The organism is Streptomyces sp. JJ66 (genome assembly GCF_019303495.1).
Classification (GTDB): domain Bacteria; phylum Actinomycetota; class Actinomycetes; order Streptomycetales; family Streptomycetaceae; genus Streptomyces.
In genome coordinates, this window is the sequence record NZ_JAEVFI010000003.1 from 116,757 (window position 1) to 134,117 (window position 17,361).

Consider the following 17,361-nt stretch of genomic DNA (forward strand, 5'->3'; position numbering starts at 1 on the left):
CCCCCGGCGCCCGGCGCGACAGCCGACCGCGGCGGGGCGTCAGCGGGCGAGCCGCTTGCCGAGTGCCTCCAGCACCTGCGGCGGCACCAGGTGGGAGACGTCGCCGCCCCAGGTGGCGACCTCCTTGACCAGCGACGAGGACAGGAAGCTGTACTCCGGGTTGGTCGGCACGAACAGCGTCTCGACGCCGGAGAGACCGATGTTCATCTGCGCCATCTGCAACTCGTAGTCGAAGTCGCTGACGGCGCGCAGCCCCTTGACGATGGCGGGGATCTCGCGCTGCTTGCAGAAGTCCACCAGCAGCCCGTGGAACGCCTCGACGTGTACGTTGCCGAACGCCGAGGTGACGGTCTCGATCAGCTCGATGCGCTCCTCGACGGTGAACAGCCCCTGCTTGTTCTTGTTGATCATTACCGCCACGTGCACCACGTCGTAGAGCTTGGCGGCCCGGGCGATGATGTCGAGGTGTCCATTGGTGATGGGGTCGAAGGACCCCGGACAGACGGCGCGGCGCACTGGTGTTTCCTCGCTCTCGGAGCTGCTCATGACGCGGCGGTAACTTCTTGCTGGGCGGCGCGACCGTACCAGAGCGTGCCCTCGCCATAGCGGCGGGAGCGCAGCGCCGTAAACCCCGGTGGCCAGCGGAATTCGCCGCCCCGGGTGCTCCGCTCCACGGTGACCAGCGCCTCGTCGGCAAGCCACCCCTGGCGGTCGAGTGTGAGCAGGATCTCGCCCAGTTCGGCGTCGCCGACGGCGTAGGGCGGGTCGAGGAAGACGACGTCGTAGGGGCACTGGGTGCCACCGGTGATCACCTGCTCCGCCCGGCCGGTGCGCACCTCGGCCCCCGGCAGGCCCAGCGCGCGGACGTTCTGCCGGATCGTGCGGGCGGCGCGTGCGTCGGACTCGACCAGCAGCACGTGTGCAGCACCCCGGGAAAGCGCCTCCAGACCAACGGCACCGGAGCCGCCGTACAGGTCCAGCACCCGCAGGCCCGCCCAGCCACCGCCGAGTTGCGCCTCCCAGCTGGAGAACAGGCCCTCCCTGGCCCGGTCGGAGGTGGGCCGGGTGCCCTGCCCGGGCGGCACTGCCAGCCGCCGTCCGCCTGCGGCTCCGGCGATGACGCGGGTCATGGGCGCGAGGTCCTTTGTGTGGGCGGTCGGCTGCGTGGTCGGCCCGGGCGAACGCCCGGTCATCTCCCCACGATAGGCCGCCTGACGGCCGCTTCGTCCCACGGCTCTACGCTGGCCGGGGGAGCGGAAGGCCGCGCCGCGGCGGCGGGCCGTGCCGGAACGGGAGGTGGCATCTGGCGGCACGCCGGGGCGGGCGGGCGTCAGCCCTTGTCGAGGTAGCTCTCGCGCTCGGCGTCGAGCAGGGCGTCCAGCGCCGTGCGCAGGTCAGGATGGCGCTCCAGGGCCGGGTCGGCGGCGACCACGGCGCTGGCCTCGGTGCGGGCCTCGGCGATGATGTCCTCGTCCTCGACGACGGTGAGCATCCGCAGGCTGGTGCGGGCCCCGGACTGGGCCTGCCCCAGCACGTCGCCCTCGCGGCGCTGTTCGAGGTCGATGCGGGACAGCTCGAAGCCGTCCAGCGTGGCGGCCACCGCGTCCAGCCGGGTGCGGGCGGCGCTCGCCGGTGGCGCCTCGCTCACCAGCAGGCACAGCCCGGCCGCCGCACCCCGGCCCACCCGCCCGCGCAGCTGGTGCAGCTGGGAGACGCCGAACCGGTCCGCGTCCATGATCACCATGACGGTGGCATTGGGCACATTGACGCCGACCTCGATCACGGTGGTGGCGACCAGCACGTCCACCGCTCCGGCGCCGAAACGGCGCATGACGTCGTCCTTGGCGTCCGGTGCCATCCGCCCGTGCAGCACCTCCACCCGCAGCCCGGCGAGCGGCTGGGCGGCCAGCTGCGCGGCGACGTCCAGCACGGCCAGCGGCGGCCGCCGCTCCTCGCCGTCCGCGCCTTCCCCGGCCGCCTGCGCACCGCTGTCCGGCGCGTCGGCCCCGCCCGGCTCGTCGTCTCCGATGCGCGGGCACACCACGTACGCCTGGTGGCCGCCCGCGATCTCCTCACGCACCCGCTCCCAGGCGCGGGTGAGGAAGTGCGGCTTGTCGGCGGCGGGTACCACGTGGGTGGCGATGGGCGAACGCCCGGCCGGGAGCTGGTCGAGCACGGAGGTCTCCAGGTCGCCGAAGACCGTCATGGCGACGGTGCGCGGGATCGGCGTCGCCGTCATGACCAGCAGGTGCGGCGGCTGCTTGCCCTTGGCCCGCAGCGCGTCCCGCTGCTCGACGCCGAACCGGTGCTGCTCGTCCACCACCACCAGGCCGAGATCGTGGAACTGAACCTTGTCCTCGATCAGCGCATGGGTGCCGATGACGAGGCCAGCCTCACCGGTGGCCAGGTCCAGCAGCGCCTGGCGGCGGGCGGTGGCGCCCATGGAACCGGTCAGCAGCACGACTTTGGTGCCGTGTTCCGCGCCGCCGAGCATGCCGCCCTCGGCCAGCTCGCCCAGCATCTCCACGATCGAGCGGTGGTGCTGCTGGGCCAGCACCTCGGTGGGCGCCAGGAGCGCGGCCTGTCCGCCGGCGTCCACCACGGTGAGCATGGCGCGCAGCGCGACCATCGTCTTGCCCGAGCCCACCTCACCCTGGAGGAGGCGGTGCATGGGGTGGGCGGTGGCCAGGTCAGCGAAGATCTCGCCGCTGACGCGCTGCTGACCCTCGGTGAGCGTGAACGGCAGGCGGGCGTCGAAGGCGGCGAGGATGCCATCACCGGACGCGGTGCGCGGGACGGCGGGCAGCTGGGCGTCGGCCGCGCGGCGCCGGGCCAGAGCGAGCTGGAGCACGAACGCCTCGTCCCACTTCAGCCGGTCCCGCGCCGCGTGCACCTCGGCCCAGGACGCCGGGCGGTGCACCGCGCGCAGTGCCTCACCCAGCGGCAGCAGCCCGCGGCCCTCGCGCAGCGACGCGGGCAGCGGATCGGCCAGCCCGGCCCAGCCGATGGCCTCCATCGACGTCAGGACGGTGCTCACCGCCTGCTCGATCTTCCAGGAATTCAGCTGCCGCACGGCCGGGTAGAGCGGCAGCAGCGCACCGGCGAACTGCCGCACCTCCTCCTGGCCGCTGTCCTCCTCCAGCAGCTTGTAGTCGGGGTGGGCGAGCTGGAGCTTGCGGTTGAACACCGACACCTTGCCCGCGAACATGCCGCGCCGGCCGGGCAGCAGCTTCTTTTCGTGCGCGTACGCGCCGCGCCCGAAGAAGACCAGCTGGAGCCGCCCGCTGCCGTCCGTCAGCGTCACCTCAAGGCGCTGGCCCCGGCCACGGTTGAAGGAGTGCATGCGCGCGTCGGCGACCTGGGCGACGACGGTGACGTGCTCGTCCAGCGGCAGGTCCACCAGGCGCGTCAGCTCGCCGCGCTCGGCGTAGCGGCGCGGGTAGTGGTGCAGCAGGTCCCCGACGGTGTGCAGGTCAAGGTGGTCGGCCAGCACCTTCGCCGTGGTACCGCCGACCGTCTTCTTCAGGGGCTCGGCCAGAGCCGACTCGGTCTCCATCGCGCTGCCCATCCTGACGCACGGGTATGACAGGTGGCCCGCGAACGCTCCGCGAGCACGTGCGGCACCGGCGTCCGTTCTACCGCACGCCCGCCGCGGTGGCGGCTGAGCGGCGGCTACTCCACCCCGATCAGCAGCGGTGCGGGCTGGCGCCCGGTGTAGACGGCGGTGTCCACTCCCAGGTGGGCGCCGCGCACCCGCTCCTGAAGCCGCTCCGCGAGCCCGTCCGGCGCGCCCTGCCCGAGGACAAGCGTGACGAGTTCGCCCCCGGCCGCCAGCATGCGGTCGATCACGGCGACGGCCGCCGCGGTGAGGTCGGTGCCGATGAGGGCCACGTCGCCGTCGATCAGGCCGAGCACGTCCCCGGCCTCGCAGACGCCCTGCGTCGTCCACGACCGCGCCTCGGCGACCGTCACCTCCGCGTACCGGGTGGCTCCGGCGGCCGACGTCATCGCGACCACGGTCTCGTCGAACCGGCGCTCGGGCTCGTGCACCGCCAGCGCGGCCAGCGCCTGCACCGGGGAGCGGGTGGGGATGATCGCCACCCGCACCTCCTCGGCCCGGGCCTGTTCGGCGGCGGCCGCCGCGGGGTGCCGCAGCCCGGGGCCGCCGAGCAGCAGCACCACCTCGCGCGCGTGGGCCCGGCGCACGGCGGCGAGCAGCTCGCCACTGCCCGGCGGCTCCTCCGGGTGCATGGTGACGGTCGTGGCCCCGGCCTGTGCGCACAGCGCGGCCAGCCCCTCGCCCGGTACCACGGCCACCACCGCGCGCCGCGCGGGTTCGGTGGCCCCAGGCGGCGGTGCGAGGTGGGTGATGCGCACCCGGTGGGGCCGTCCGGCCTCGATGCCCGCCTCGATGGCGGCACCGGCGTCGTCGGCGTGCACGTGCACGTGCCACAGCTCGTCCCCGCCGACGATGACGAGGGAGTCGCCGAGCGCGTCGAGCCGGTCACGGAGCCGGGCGACGGCCGTCTCGGTGGCGTCCAGCAGGTAGATCACCTCGAACGCGGGGCTTGCCGGTCCGCCTGCGGCGGGCGGGCAGGCGTCGGCGGCCGGACCGGGGTGCGGCTGCTCCTGCGGCGGCGCCTCGGAGCGGTCGGCGGGCCTCTGGTGCGGGTGCTCGCCGGTGAGGGCGACCAGCAGCGCGTCCAGGACGGTGACCAGGCCGTAGCCGCCCGCGTCCACCACCCCCCGCTGGGCGAGCGGCGGCAGCTGGCCCGGGGTGCGGGCCAGCGCCGCGCGGGCGCCGGCGCAGGCGGCGCGGACCACGGCGGCGTCGTCGCCCTCGACGCGGGCGGCGGCGTCAGCGGCGGCGGCGGCGACGGTGAGGATGGTGCCCTCGACCGGGTGGGCGACCGCCTGCCGGGCGAGCCGGGCCGCGCTGTCCAGCGCGCCGCGCAGTTCGCCGCCCGCGGCCAGTTCCGCCGCCAGACCGCGCAGCAGTTGGGCGAGGATCGTGCCGGAGTTGCCACGGGCGCCCAGCAGCGCGCCGTGCGCCATCGCGCCGACGGCCTCCGGGAGCGTGGGGGTGCCCACCCCGGCCGCCTCCACGGCCTGCGCGGCGGACTCGACGGTGAGGTAGAGGTTCGTCCCGGTGTCGGCGTCCGCGACGGGGTAGACGTTGATGGCGTCGATCGTCTCCCGGGCGCTGCCGAGGGCATCGAGGGCTCCGGCGCACCAGGCGCGGACGGCGGTGGCGTCGAGCGTGTGCGGCACCGGGCGGGGCACCTCTCCTGGTCGGGCGGCGGGCAGCGGGCGTGCGGTCGGGCGCGGTGCCCGCAGGGTAGCCGCGGGACGCGTGCCCAGCGGGCGGCGGGGAAAAGGCCGGACGAGAGGAAGTATGCGCACGGGCGCGGCAAGTATGCGGGGGCGGGCAGGCGGCAGGAAACCGGCGGGACAGCGGCAGGAGAGGGACCGGAGCGGGGAGGTGATTTCGAGGTCCGCGAGCAGCCGTTGTATGCTGCTCCGGTTGCCTGACGTTCGAGTCGGGCGCCGACTCCCTGGCACACGATCTCTCCGCGAGGCTGCGCGGCCAGGACCCACCGTACGTGAATCTGAAGTCTTTGGAGTGACCCGTGGCTGCCAACTGCGATGTCTGCGGCAAGGGGCCGGGCTTCGGCAACAGCATCTCCCACTCGCACCGCCGCACCCCGCGTCGCTGGAACCCCAACATCCAGCGCGTGCGTGCCGTGGTCGGTCGGACGCCGAAGCGGCTCAACGTCTGCACCTCGTGCATCAAGGCTGGCAAGGTCTCGCGATAGCCCTTGCCGGGCGTCAGCCGCGCACAGCAGGCTTTCGCCACGTAAGCCTGTAACAAGCGTGCCGAGCCCCCGGGTCTTGTGACCCCGGGGGCTCGTCTGTGTGCGCCGGCGGGGCTCCGGAGGGGCTGCGCCAGCCCAGCCCGGGGCCCGTCAGCGCAGGCGCCAGGCGTGGTCCACGGGGCCGATGCCCGCGCCCAGGGCGAAGCCCGCGGCGATGGCTCCGGTGACGTAGTCCTTCGCGGCGCCCACCGCGTCCGGCACGCCCGCGCCCTTGGCCAGCTCGGCGGCGATGGCGCTCGCCAGCGTGCAGCCGGTGCCGTGGGTGTGCTCGTTCGGGTGCCGAGGTGCGCGCAGCCAGTGCTCGTCGGTGCCGTCGGTGAGCAGGTCCGTCGCCTCACCGGGCAGGTGGCCGCCCTTGATCAGCGCCCAGCGCGGCCCGTACGCGAGCACCGCGTCGGCCGCCGCGCGCAGCTCGCGCTCACCGGTGACGTGGACGCCGGTCAGCTGCGCCACCTCGTCCAGGTTGGGGGTGGCCACCGTGGCACGGGGCAGGAGTTCGGTGCGCACGGCGTCCAGCGCGGCGGTGGCCAGCAGGGAGTCGCCGTGCTTGGAGACGCCGACGGGGTCTACGACGACGGGCACGTCCACGCCCGCCAGCAGCTCGGCGACGGTGGACACCAGCTCGGCGGAGGCCAGCATGCCGGTCTTGACGGCCTGCACGCCGATGTCGTCCACCACGCTGCGGAACTGGGCGCGCACCGCGTCGGCGGGCAGCTCCCAGGCACCCTGCACGCCGAGCGAGTTCTGCGCGGTGACGGCGGTCAGCACGCTCATGCCGTGAGTGCCGAGCGCCAGCATGGTCTTGAGATCGGCCTGGATACCGGCGCCGCCGCCGGAGTCCGATCCGGCGACGGTCAGTACGCGTACGGGCGCGGTCATGCGTCTCCCTGGAAGTGGTCCCAGCCGCTGGCGGCCCGCCAGGGGGCGCTGTCCACCGTGACGCGGGGCTCGGCCGCCGGGTGCAGCACCTCCCCCACGACGCGCCAGCGGGCGGGCAGCTTGCGGCCGGGCGGGAACGTCGCCACGAGCGCGTGATCCTCACCACCGGTGAGCACCCACCGCATCGGGTCCACGCCGACGGCCTGGCCGATGTCGTGCATCTGGGCGGGGATGTCGAACGCCTCGGTACGCAGGTCGATGCGCACCTTGCTGGCCGCCGCGAGGTGCCCGAGGTCGGCGACCAGGCCGTCGCTGACGTCGGTCATGGCGGTGGCCCCGAGCCCGGCGGCGGCGGGACCGGCGTGGTACGGCGGCTCGGGACGGCGGTGCGCCTCCACGAAGGCCCGCGGCGAGCGGAAGCCCCGCTGGAGGAGCGCCCACCCCGCCGCAGACCAGCCCAGCCATCCGGTGACCGCCACCACGTCGCCGGGATGCGCGCCCCCGCGCGTGACGGGCTCGCGGCCTTGCAGGTCCCCGAGCGCGGTGATGGCGACCGTGATCGTCTCCCCGCGCACGACGTCACCGCCGACGACGGCGGCCCCGGCCACCTGGCTCTCGTCCCGCAGGCCGTCCATCAGCTCGGCGGGCCACGTCGCGGGCAGCTCGGCGGGTACCACCAGGCCCAGCAGCAGCGCGGTGGGGGCGGCGCCCATGGCGGCGACGTCGGCCAGGTTCTGCGCTGCGGCCTTGCGGCCGACGTCGTAGGCGGTGGACCAGTCGCGGCGGAAGTGCCGCCCCTCCAGCAGCAGGTCCGTGGTCGCGACCACCCGGCGGTCCGGGGCGCTGACCACGGCGGCGTCGTCCCCGGGGCCGATGCGCACGGCGGGGGTGGCGGTGACCCGGGAGGTCAGCTCCCGGATCAGCCCGAACTCCCCCAGCTCTCCAACGGTCCCGCCCGTCGGCGTGTCCCCTCCGCTGGTACTCAGCATCCTTCAGCCCCTTCGCAATGCTCGCCGCTGGTGGGGGCGACGCGGTACCGTGGCGTCCCCTCCCACTCCATGATCCTCGAAGCCGCCCTGGAGGTTGTCGTGGTACAGGCGTACATCCTGATCCAGACCGAGGTCGGCAAGGCCTCGACCGTCGCCTCGGTGATCTCCGAACTGCCCGGTGTCATCCAGGCCGACGACGTGACCGGGCCCTACGACGTGATCGTGCGCGCGCAGGCCGAGACGGTGGACGAACTCGGCCGGCTGGTGGTGGCCGAGGTGCAGCGCGTGGAAGGCATCACCCGCACCCTGACCTGCCCGGTCGTCCACCTCTAGCCCCCCGTATGCTCACGGCGTGAGTCGTCTTGCCCGCGCCGTTCCCGCGCTCGCGCTGACCGGGGCCGGTGCTCTGGTGGCCGTCGCCTGCTCCGGCCCGGCGTCCGGCCCGGCCGTGCCCAGCCCTTCCGGAGCCGCCGCCGGACACTGCCGGCAACTCGCCGGGGCGCTGCCCCAGCGGGTGAACGGCCAGGAGCGCGTCCCGGCCTCGCCGACCTCGCCGTACACCGCCGTCTGGGGGGACCCCGGCATCGCGCTGCGGTGCGGTGTGGACCGCCCCGAGCTGCTGACGCCCGGGAGTGAACACTACAACCCCACGGCGGACGCTGTCGTCGTCAACGATGTCGAGTGGCTCCTGGAGCGGCGGGAAGACGGCTACCGCTTCACGACGATCGGCCGCGAGGCGTTCGTCGAGGTGACGGTTCCCACGGCGTACGCGCCGGAGGTCAACGCGCTCCCGGAGCTGGCCGGGCCCCTGCGCCGGTCGGTCCCCGCCGAGCGGTAACGCCCCGCCCGTACCGTCCCCCGCCGACGGGGCGGGCAGCCACCGTCGCGCGGGGCCGGTCAGGGCGCACTCGGGCGGCGTCAGCGCAGGCCGGTGGGGCGGTGAAGGGCTGCCTGGAGGAGGCGGTCCACCAGTTCGGGGTAGGAGACGCCCGTCTCCTGCCACATGCGCGGGTACATCGAGATCGGTGTGAAACCCGGCATCGTGTTGATCTCGTTGATGACGAACTCACCGCTGGCCAGCAGGAAGAAGTCGGCGCGGACCAGACCCTCGCAGGCGGCGGCCTCGAAGGCGAGCACGGCCAGGCGCCGGACCTCGGCCGTCTGCTCCTCGGTCAGGGGGGCGGGGACGATGCCGGTGGCGGAGTCGATGTACTTGGCTTCGAAGTCGTAGAACGCGTGGCTGGAGACGGGCGGGATCTCGGCCGGGACGCTGGCCTGGGCTCCGTCACCGAACTCCAGCACGCCGCACTCGATCTCCCGTCCCACCAGCGTCGACTCGACGATGATCTTGGGGTCGTGGCGGCGGGCCTCCTCGATCGCCGCGTCCAGGCCGGTGAGGTCGTCCACCTTGGAGATGCCCAGGGAGGACCCGGCGCGCGCGGGCTTGACGAAGACCGGCCAGCCGTGGTCGGCGGCGAAGTCGGCGACCTTCTTGCGGGCGGCGGCCTGGTCCCGCTCCCACTCGCGGGGGCGGATCACGGTGTACGGGCCGACGGGCAGGCCGAAGGAGCTGAAGACGCGCTTCATGTACTCCTTGTCCATGCCGACCGCCGAGGCCAGCACGCCGGAGCCCACGTACGGCACGCCGGACAGCTCCAACAGGCCCTGCAGGGTGCCGTCCTCGCCGTAGGGGCCGTGCAGCACCGGGAAGACGACGTCCACCTCGCCCAGCGCCTTGGGCACCACACCCGGCTCGGTGTAGACGACCTCGCGGCTGCCGGGGTCCACCGGGAGCAGGACGCCGCCGGGCTGCTCGGTCAGCGCCTGGACATCGGGCAGCTCGCGGCCGGTGAGGGTCATGCGCTCGGGGGCGTCGGCGGTGAGGGCCCAGCGGCCGTCGGCGGTAATGCCGATGGGCAGCACGTCGTACTTGTCGCGGTCGATCGCGCGCAGCACCGCGCCCGCGGTGAGGACCGAGATGCCGTGTTCGGAGCTGCGCCCGCCGAAGACGACGGCGACGCGCGGCTTGCGCGGCGGGCGGGCGGCGGTGCTGGGAGTCTTAGGCGTGCTCATCGCGCTGAGATTACCGGCTGTGCGGGGCGGGGTGGAGTCACCGCCCCCCACTTGGGCCGTGGCCGCCCTTCGGCGGCACTGGTTCAGCTGCCCTCGGCCTTGGCGCTGCGGGCCATCAGCTCCTTGAGCGCCACCAGCGGCGGCTTGCCCTCGTGCACGATGCTCACGACCGTCTCGGTGATGGGCATCTCCACCCCGTGGCGCCGGGCGAGGTCGAGCACGGACTGGCAGGACTTCACGCCCTCGGCCGTCTGCCGGGTGACGGCGATGGTCTCCTCCAGGGTCATGCCGCGGCCGAGGTTGGTGCCAAAGGTGTGGTTGCGGGACAGCGGTGAGGAGCAGGTGGCCACCAGGTCGCCCATTCCGGCCAGTCCGGCGAAGGTGGCGGCGTCCGCGCCCAGCGCCGCGCCCAGCCGGGCCGTCTCCGCGAGGCCACGGGTGATCAGGGACGCCTTGGCGTTGTCGCCAAGACCCATGCCGTCGGCGATGCCCACCGCGAGGCCGATGACGTTCTTGACCGCGCCGCCGAGTTCGCAGCCCACCACGTCGGTATTGGTGTAGGGCCGGAAGTAGGGGGTGTGGCACGCCTTCTGCAGGCGCCGCGCGACCTGTTCGTCGGCGCAGGCCACCACCGAGGCGGCGGGGGCCCGGGCGGCGATCTCCTTGGCGAGGTTGGGCCCGGAGAGCACCGCGACGCGCTCCAGACCGGCGCCGGTCACCTCCTGGATCACCTCGCTCATGCGCTTGGTGCTGCCCAGTTCGACGCCCTTCATCAGCGAGACCAGGACGGTGCCGGGGGCCAGCAGCGGCGTCCAGTGCGCCAGGTTGGCGCGCAGCGTCTGCGAGGGGACGGCCAGGACGGTGAACTCCGCGTCGCGCGCGGCCTCGGCCGGGTCGGTGGTGGCACGCACGGTGGCCGGGAGTTCGACGCCGGGGAGGTAGTCGGGGTTGGCGTGCGTGGTGTTGACGGCGTCGGCCAGGTCGGGGCGGCGCCCCCACAGCGTCACCTCGCAGCCCGCGTCGGCGAGCACCATGCCGAAGGCGGTTCCCCAGGAACCGGTACCGAAGACGGCGGCCTTGGTCACGCGTTCTCCCCCTCGGTGGCCGGTGCGGCCGGTCCCCCGGCAGCCGTCTGCGGGCGCGCCGCACCGGCGTCCGAGCGGGCCGGTCCAGCGTCCGAGCGTGCCGCACCGGCGTCCGAGCGGGCCGATCCGGCGTCCGGCCGGGCCGGTCCGGCGCCTGACCGCAGCCCTGCGCGGCGCTTGGCGCGGGCGGCCGCCTTGCGGGGGTTGTAGCGCTCGGCGGGCGCCGGTTCGCCACGGAGGTCGGCGAGCTGGGCGGTCACCGCGTCCATGATCGCGTCGGTCACGGCGCGCAGCACCTCGCTGGTGGGCTCCTGGCCGTAGAAGCGGTCCAGGTCAACCGGTGGTCCGGCCTGCACGCGCAGGGTCTTGCGCGGGAAGAGGCGTACCCGCCGGGACGTGGCGTACGGCGGGACGGCCTCGTGCGCGCCCCACTGCGCGACCGGGATGACCGGGGCCTTGGTGAGCAGCGCGACGCGGGCGGCACCGGTCTTGCCCTCCATCGGCCACAGGTCCGGGTCGCGGGTGAGGGTGCCCTCGGGGTAGAAGGCGACACACTCGCCCCGGCCCACGGCGTCCACCGCCGCCCGGAACGCGCCCACGGCGTCGGTCGATTCCCGGTAGACGGGGATCTGGCCGGTGCCGCGCATGACGGCGCCGACGAACCCGGAGCCGAAAAGGCTGTTCTTGGCCAGGAAGCGCGGCACGCGTCCGGTGTTGTACTGGTAATGGGCGTAGGACAGCGGGTCAAGATAGGAGTTGTGGTTCACCGCGACGATGAATCCGCCCTCGGCCGGAATGTTTTCCGTGCCACGCCAGTCGCGCTGGAAAAAGGTGATGAGCAGCGGTTTCGCGATGACCGCCGCCAAGCGGTACCAGAACCCGATCTTTCGGCGGGACACCGGGACACCATCTCCTCTTGCTGCTGCTCTCGGCCTGCTTCCCCGCTGTGCGCACGGCCCCGGGCAGGGCCTGCCGACGGGACGCACTGCCGGACGCCGGGGACAACCGCACAAGTGTGGCCCTGGGCGGCGGCGCTGTCGAGGACACCGTAACCCCGGCCTGTGACCCGGGGGAGAATGGGCGGCGATGCTGGGTGAGACGAGCGCGGGTGCGGATGCCACCTGGTCCCTGATCGTGCCGCTGAAGCCGTTGGCGCGGGCCAAGAGCAGGCTGTCCGCGACCTCGGGTGAGGTGCTGCGTCCGCGCCTGGCGCTGGCGTTCGCCCTGGACACGGTGACCGCCGCGCTGGCGTGTGCGGCGGTACGCGATGTGGTGGTTGTCACCAGCGATCCGCGAGCCGGGCGGGACCTGGCGGCGCTCGGGGCGCGGGTAGTGGCCGACGTTCCGGACCGGGGGCTGAACCCGGCACTCGTCCATGGGGCCGCGGCGGTGCGCTCGGGACGTCCCCGGGCGGCTCTCGCGGCGCTGAACGCCGATCTGCCGGCCCTGCGGCCAGCGGAACTGGGGCGGGTACTGGCCACGGCGGCGGAATTTCCGCGGGCTTTTCTGCCGGATGCGGCGGGTATCGGTACGACATTCCTCTCAGCCGCTCCCGGCCGGGAATTGTCGCCCGCTTTCGGCGGGGAATCCCGGCGCCGTCACCTGGCGTCCGGCGCGCGGGAAATCACCCGCGCCGGAGTGGACAGCGTGCGCCGGGACGTGGACACCGGCGCCGATCTTCAGGCGGCGCGGGCACTGGGGCTGGGCCGCCGCACGCTCAGAGTGTCAGCAGCGTTACCAGCGTGACGCGGCGGGCGTCGTCCTCGCCGCTGGTCTCGACGCGCACCCGCTGCCCGGGGCGCAGGAGGAGCAGGCCGCCCGCGTCGAAGGCGGCGGCGTCAAAGGGCACGGGCGTGCCGTCGTCGAGGAGCACACTGCCGGTGCGGGTCTGCGGGTCGTAGGTGTACGCGGTGGCCTGCATGGCTCAGAGCCTACGACCTGCCCGGTACGCCCGGCGCGGTGGCCCGCACGGCCGCGGGCCGGGCTCCGAGGAGGGGCCCGGCCCGGCTGCGGGGACGACGGTCGCCGGCTGCGGCACGGCGCCGGTGGCGTGCGTGCGCGGGCCGGACGGGGTCACCGGTTGCGTGCGGTCTTCTTGGTGGCGGTCTTACGGGCGCTGGTCTTGCGGGCTGGCGCCTTCTTGGCGGTGCTCTTCTTGGCCGGGGCCTTCTTGGCGGTGGCCTTCTTGGTGGCGGCCTTCTTGGTCTGCCCGCCGGTGGCCTTCTTGGCCGCCGCCTTCGCCGGTGCCGACTTCTTCGCCGCGGACTTCTTCGCCGCCGTCTTCGCCGGTGCGGCCTTCTTGGCGGTGGTCTTCTTGGCCGCCGCCTTCTTCGTCGCGGCCTTCTTGGTGGTGGCCTTCTTCGTGGCCGTTCCGCCCGAGAGGCTGCCCTTGGGCGCCTTCTTCACGGCGACGTCGTTCTTGGGGAGCTTCTTGGCCCCGCTCACCAGGTCCTTGAAGCCCTGGCCGGCGCGGAAGCGCGGCACGGCCGTCTTCTTGACCCGCACCCGCTCGCCCGTCTGCGGGTTGCGGGCGTAGCGGGCAGGCCGCTCGACCTTCTCGAACGAGCCGAAACCCGTGACCGAGACGCGCTCACCCGCACACACCGTGCGGACAATCGCATCCAGTACGTGATCGACCGCGTCGGCGGCCTGTTGGCGGCCGCCCAGCTTGTCCTGGATTGCTTCCACGAGCTGCGCCTTGTTCACGTCTTCCCCTTCGGAGGCATTGCCGGAACGAATGTGTTCAAGCTTTTTCGCACGGTAGGCAGATATATACCGCAAATCAAACACGAAACGGGCTAATCACCCTTGTGCCGCAACGAGTCTGCCGGTCACGCAGAAGGGAAGCGGCGACCGTCGATCTCCTCCATCAGCCGTTCGAGCCGCTGCGCCGCCGAGGCCAGGTCGTGCTTCGCCGCAGCCGTGATGACCAGCAGCTTCCGGGTGAGCGCCTCCCGTTCGCCCGCCGGGACTTGCAGTGCGCGCACCTTGGCGTGCGCTTCCTTCAGCCGGTCGGCGACGAGACCGTACAGAGCCAGTTCGTCGTCGCCTTCCATGCACCGATTGTGCCATCTGGGGGGAGTTGTCGCCTCAGGAGGCACCAACGCGTCACCCGGACCCACCAGCGCGGTTCCAGCCACATAGCGTACCTTTCCAGCCAACTGGCGCGTCAACCGGCCCGATTCGCGTCGCCCTGGACGCCCGTCGGCACGGAAAACGCAGTGCCCCCGCTGGCGGAAAACGGGGGCACTGCGTTGGTGCGAACGGGGCCACCGGGGCGAACCGGCGGTCGCGGGCTCAGAGGTGGCTCAGGGGTTGGGTCAGGCCGCCTGGGTGCGCGGCTTGAACGCCGGGCGCCCCGCCTCGTACTGGGCGATGGCGTCGTCGTTCTGGAGCGTGATGCTGATGTCGTCCAGCCCCTCCAGCAGCCGCCAGCGGGCGTTCTCGTCCAGCTCGAAGGCGGCCTCGACGCCGGGGGCGAGCACCGTGCGCGCCACCAGATCGACGGTGACCTCGGCGGCCGGGTCCGCCTCGGTCAGCTCCCACAGCCGGTCCACCTCCGGCTGCGGCAGGACGACCGTGAGCAGGCCGTTCTTCAAGGAGTTGCCCCGGAAGATGTCGGCGAAGCGGGAGGAGATCACGGCCTTGAAGCCGTAGTTCTGCAGCGCCCACACGGCGTGCTCCCGGGAGGAGCCGGTGCCGAAGTCCGGGCCCGCGACCAGCACGGTGGCGCCCTGCCGCTCGGGCTGGTTGAGGACGAACGTCTCGTCCTTGCGCCAGGCTTCGAACAGACCGTCCTCGAAACCGTCCCGGGTGACCTTCTTCAGCCAGTGGGCGGGGATGATCTGGTCGGTGTCCACGTTGCTGCGGCGCAGCGGAACGGCCCGGCCGGTGTGCGTGGTGAAGGCTTCCATGGTTTCAGACTCCCGCGGGCACGGCGTGGTCGGCGACGTCGGACAGGTCGGCGGGCGAGGCCAGGTGGCCCAGCACCGCGGTGGCCGCGGCCACCTGCGGCGAGACCAGGTGGGTGCGTCCGCCCTTGCCCTGGCGGCCCTCGAAGTTGCGGTTAGAGGTGGACGCCGCGCGCTCACCCGGGGCCAGCTGGTCGGGGTTCATGCCCAGGCACATCGAGCAGCCCGCGTGCCGCCATTCGGCGCCCGCTGCGGTGAACACCTTGTCCAGGCCCTCCTCCACGGCTTGCAGCGCCACCCGTACCGAGCCGGGAACGACCAGCATGCGCACCCCCTCGGCGACCTGGCGGCCCTCCAGCACGGCGGCGGCCGAGCGCAGGTCCTCGATACGGCCGTTGGTGCAGGAGCCGACGAACACGGTGTCCACGCTGACCTCGCGCAGCGGCTGCCCGGCGGACAGGCCCATGTACTCCAGTGCCTTCTGCGCCGCGTACCGCTCGCTGGGGTCGGCGAAGGAGGCGGGCTCGGGCACGGCGGCCGACAGCGGGGCGCCCTGCCCGGGGTTGGTGCCCCAGGTGACGAACGGGGCCAGCTCAGCGGCCTCGATGACCACCTCGTGGTCGAAGACGGCGTCGGCGTCGGTGCGCAGGGTGCGCCAGTACGCCACCGCGGCGTCCCAGTCGGCGCCCTGCGGAGCGTGCGGCCGGTCCTTGACGTAGGCGAACGTCGTCTCGTCCGGGGCGATCATGCCCGCGCGGGCACCCGCTTCGATGGACATGTTGCAGATGGTCATCCGCGCCTCCATCGACAGCTTCTCGATGGCCTCGCCGCGGTACTCCAGCACATAGCCCTGGCCGCCGCCGGTGCCGATCTTCGCGATCACGGCGAGGATCAGGTCCTTGGCGGTGACGTCGTTAGGCAGCTCCCCGTTGACGGTGATCGCCATGGTCCTGAACGGGGCCAGCGGCAGCGTCTGGGTGGCCAGGACGTGTTCGACCTGGCTGGTGCCGATGCCGAACGCCAGCGCGCCGAACGCGCCGTGCGTGGAGGTGTGGCTGTCACCGCAGACCACCGTCATGCCCGGCTGCGTCAGGCCCAGCTGGGGGCCGACGACGTGCACGACGCCCTGTTCGACGTCGCCCAGCGGGTGCAGCCGCACCCCGAAGTCGGCGCAGTTCCCCCGCAGCGTCTCCAGCTGGGTGCGCGAGACCGGGTCCGCGATGGGCTTGTCGATGTCGAGGGTGGGGGTGTTGTGGTCCTCGGTGGCGATGGTGAGGTCCGTGCGGCGCACCGGCCGGCCGGTCTTGCGCAGCCCGTCGAAGGCCTGCGGGCTGGTGACCTCGTGCAGCAGGTGCAGGTCGATGTAGAGCAGGTCGGGCTCTCCCTCAGCACGCCGGACGACATGGTCGTCCCAGACCTTCTCCGCGAGTGTCCGTCCCATCGCTATCCCTCCGGCCGGCCGCGCCGCCGACCACGTGTAGAGACCTTCGCCGCACCCTTCGCGTCCCCGGGTGCCGGCCGTTACCCCAGCGTGGCGGGTTCCGCACCATAATGAACTTGCGTTTCGTAATGTGAGACGCGAGTATCGACGCATGGACAACTCTAGTGGCGCCTCAAGTGGTGTGGGCGTTCTCGACAAGGCAGCTCTGGTACTGAGCGCTCTGGAGTCCGGTCCGGCCACGCTCGCCGGGCTGGTGGGCGCGACCGGGCTGGCGCGCCCCACGGCGCACCGGCTCGCGGTGGCTCTGGAGCACCACCGCTTCGTGGCCCGGGACATGCAGGGCCGGTTCATACTCGGGCCGCGGCTGTCCGAGCTGGCGGCGGCGGCCGGAGAGGACCGCCTGCTGGCCTCGGCGGGCCCGGTACTGACACATCTGCGCGACATCACCGGCGAGAGCGCGCAGCTCTACCGGCGCCAGGGCGACATGCGCATCTGCGTGGCCGCGGCCGAGCGGCTGTCGGGGCTGCGCGACACCGTGCCCGTCGGCTCCACGCTGCCGATGAAGGCGGGGTCGGCGGCTCAGATCCTCATGGCCTGGGAGGAGCCCGAGCGGCTGCACCGCGGCCTCCAGGGGGCCCGCTTCACGGCTACCGCGCTGTCCGGGGTACGACGGCGCGGCTGGGCGCAGTCGGTCGGGGAACGCGAGCCGGGTGTGGCCTCCGTCTCGGCGCCGGTGCGCGGCCCGTCCAACCGGGTGGTGGCCGCCGTCTCGGTATCCGGACCGATCGAGCGGCTGACCCGGCACCCGGGGCGGATGCACGCCCAGGCCATCGTGGACGCCGCGAACCGGCTCTCGGAATCCCTGCGGCGCTGACCCCGCCGCCCGCCCCGCCCGGCGCCGCACCGCGCCCGCGTCCCGTCCCCGTGGCCGCACCGGCCGCTCTCCGGGGCCGCCCCGGCGCGTGCGGCCCCGGGGCGGGCTGCGTGCTGGTCCCGCCACGCGAAAGCCCCGCACCTGCTGGTGCGGGGCTTGGCGATCGAGTACCCCCGACCGGATTCGAACCGGCGCTACCGCCTTGAGAGGGCGGCGTGCTAGGCCGCTACACA

Annotated in this window: 19 protein-coding genes and 1 tRNA gene; 5 read left to right on the forward strand and 15 right to left on the reverse strand. The window is 73.3% G+C overall.

Features of this window, described 5'->3' with window-relative positions:
• Positions 1 to 39: 39 nt before the first annotated feature.
• From coaD to JJV70_RS04065, 4 genes are all read right to left on the reverse strand, one after another.
• Entirely contained in the window at positions 40 to 516 is a 477-nt protein-coding gene (gene coaD, locus JJV70_RS04045; protein WP_219046316.1) for a pantetheine-phosphate adenylyltransferase, read from the reverse strand.
• Between the two features lie 26 nt (positions 517 to 542).
• Positions 543 to 1,130, reverse strand: a complete 588-nt coding sequence (rsmD, locus tag JJV70_RS04050; RefSeq protein ID WP_219046317.1) for a 16S rRNA (guanine(966)-N(2))-methyltransferase RsmD — start codon at positions 1,128 to 1,130, stop codon at positions 543 to 545.
• Between the two features lie 200 nt (positions 1,131 to 1,330).
• Positions 1,331 to 3,556, reverse strand: coding sequence for an ATP-dependent DNA helicase RecG (gene recG, locus JJV70_RS04060; protein ID WP_219046289.1), 2,226 nt, complete (start codon positions 3,554 to 3,556; stop codon positions 1,331 to 1,333).
• Positions 3,557 to 3,672: 116 nt separating this feature from the next.
• On the reverse strand, positions 3,673 to 5,271 hold the full coding sequence (locus tag JJV70_RS04065; RefSeq protein ID WP_308294670.1) for a DAK2 domain-containing protein: 1,599 nt from the start codon (positions 5,269 to 5,271) through the stop codon (positions 3,673 to 3,675).
• Positions 5,272 to 5,630: 359 nt separating this feature from the next.
• Here JJV70_RS04065 and rpmB point away from each other — a divergent pair, with 359 nt between their 5' ends.
• Positions 5,631 to 5,816, forward strand: a complete 186-nt coding sequence (gene rpmB, locus JJV70_RS04070; RefSeq protein ID WP_028426177.1) for a 50S ribosomal protein L28 — start codon at positions 5,631 to 5,633, stop codon at positions 5,814 to 5,816.
• 150 nt (positions 5,817 to 5,966) lie between these two features.
• Here rpmB and thiD read toward each other — a convergent pair whose 3' ends face one another.
• Together thiD and JJV70_RS04080 are read right to left on the reverse strand one after the other, a co-directional pair.
• On the reverse strand, positions 5,967 to 6,755 hold the full coding sequence (thiD, locus tag JJV70_RS04075; RefSeq protein WP_219046291.1) for a bifunctional hydroxymethylpyrimidine kinase/phosphomethylpyrimidine kinase: 789 nt from the start codon (positions 6,753 to 6,755) through the stop codon (positions 5,967 to 5,969).
• Positions 6,752 to 7,744: a thiamine-phosphate kinase gene (locus JJV70_RS04080; RefSeq protein WP_219046292.1), complete on the reverse strand. Its 993-nt coding sequence runs from the start codon at positions 7,742 to 7,744 to the stop codon at positions 6,752 to 6,754. The genes thiD and JJV70_RS04080 overlap by 4 nt, the downstream gene beginning before the upstream one ends.
• A 99-nt stretch (positions 7,745 to 7,843) precedes the next feature.
• On the opposite strand from JJV70_RS04080, the gene JJV70_RS04085 reads away from it, so the two are divergent.
• Complete coding sequence (locus JJV70_RS04085) at positions 7,844 to 8,077, forward strand: Lrp/AsnC family transcriptional regulator (protein WP_219046318.1); 234 nt, start codon at positions 7,844 to 7,846, stop codon at positions 8,075 to 8,077.
• 19 nt (positions 8,078 to 8,096) lie between these two features.
• Positions 8,097 to 8,582, forward strand: coding sequence for a DUF3515 domain-containing protein (locus JJV70_RS04090; protein ID WP_219046293.1), 486 nt, complete (start codon positions 8,097 to 8,099; stop codon positions 8,580 to 8,582).
• An 80-nt stretch (positions 8,583 to 8,662) separates the two neighbouring features.
• Here the strand turns inward: JJV70_RS04090 and JJV70_RS04095 are convergent, their stop codons facing one another.
• The 3 genes from JJV70_RS04095 to JJV70_RS04105 all read right to left on the reverse strand — a co-directional run bounded on the left by JJV70_RS04095 (position 8,663) and on the right by JJV70_RS04105 (position 11,801).
• Positions 8,663 to 9,817, reverse strand: coding sequence for a D-alanine--D-alanine ligase family protein (locus JJV70_RS04095; RefSeq protein ID WP_219046294.1), 1,155 nt, complete (start codon positions 9,815 to 9,817; stop codon positions 8,663 to 8,665).
• An 83-nt stretch (positions 9,818 to 9,900) separates the two neighbouring features.
• Complete coding sequence (locus JJV70_RS04100; RefSeq protein WP_219046295.1) at positions 9,901 to 10,902, reverse strand: NAD(P)H-dependent glycerol-3-phosphate dehydrogenase; 1,002 nt, start codon at positions 10,900 to 10,902, stop codon at positions 9,901 to 9,903.
• The gene (locus tag JJV70_RS04105; RefSeq protein WP_219046296.1) at positions 10,899 to 11,801 is read right to left on the reverse strand and encodes a 1-acyl-sn-glycerol-3-phosphate acyltransferase; all 903 of its coding nucleotides are present in this window, start codon (positions 11,799 to 11,801) and stop codon (positions 10,899 to 10,901) included. The genes JJV70_RS04100 and JJV70_RS04105 overlap by 4 nt, the downstream gene beginning before the upstream one ends.
• Positions 11,802 to 11,988: 187 nt before the next feature.
• Here JJV70_RS04105 and cofC point away from each other — a divergent pair, with 187 nt between their 5' ends.
• Positions 11,989 to 12,648, forward strand: coding sequence for a 2-phospho-L-lactate guanylyltransferase (cofC, locus tag JJV70_RS04110; protein ID WP_219046297.1), 660 nt, complete (start codon positions 11,989 to 11,991; stop codon positions 12,646 to 12,648).
• Here cofC and JJV70_RS04115 read toward each other — a convergent pair.
• The 5 genes from JJV70_RS04115 to leuC all read right to left on the reverse strand — a co-directional run bounded on the left by JJV70_RS04115 (position 12,620) and on the right by leuC (position 16,254).
• Positions 12,620 to 12,823, reverse strand: coding sequence for a hypothetical protein (locus tag JJV70_RS04115; RefSeq protein WP_219046298.1), 204 nt, complete (start codon positions 12,821 to 12,823; stop codon positions 12,620 to 12,622). The genes cofC and JJV70_RS04115 overlap by 29 nt on opposite strands.
• A gap of 152 nt (positions 12,824 to 12,975) precedes the next feature.
• The gene (locus JJV70_RS04120; protein WP_219046299.1) at positions 12,976 to 13,608 is read right to left on the reverse strand and encodes an HU family DNA-binding protein; all 633 of its coding nucleotides are present in this window, start codon (positions 13,606 to 13,608) and stop codon (positions 12,976 to 12,978) included.
• Positions 13,609 to 13,733: 125 nt separating this feature from the next.
• Entirely contained in the window at positions 13,734 to 13,958 is a 225-nt protein-coding gene (locus JJV70_RS04125) for a hypothetical protein (protein ID WP_219046300.1), read from the reverse strand.
• 264 nt (positions 13,959 to 14,222) lie between these two features.
• Positions 14,223 to 14,816, reverse strand: a complete 594-nt coding sequence (leuD, locus tag JJV70_RS04130; RefSeq protein WP_219046301.1) for a 3-isopropylmalate dehydratase small subunit — start codon at positions 14,814 to 14,816, stop codon at positions 14,223 to 14,225.
• 4 nt (positions 14,817 to 14,820) lie between these two features.
• A complete protein-coding gene (leuC, locus tag JJV70_RS04135; RefSeq protein ID WP_219046302.1) occupies positions 14,821 to 16,254 on the reverse strand; it encodes a 3-isopropylmalate dehydratase large subunit in 1,434 nt (477 codons plus the stop codon).
• Between the two features lie 151 nt (positions 16,255 to 16,405).
• Here leuC and ndgR point away from each other — a divergent pair, with 151 nt between their 5' ends.
• On the forward strand, positions 16,406 to 17,128 hold the full coding sequence (gene ndgR, locus JJV70_RS04140) for an IclR family transcriptional regulator NdgR (RefSeq protein ID WP_219046303.1): 723 nt from the start codon (positions 16,406 to 16,408) through the stop codon (positions 17,126 to 17,128).
• Between the two features lie 171 nt (positions 17,129 to 17,299).
• Here the strand turns inward: ndgR and JJV70_RS04145 are convergent.
• Positions 17,300 to 17,361 (reverse strand) — tRNA-Glu (locus JJV70_RS04145).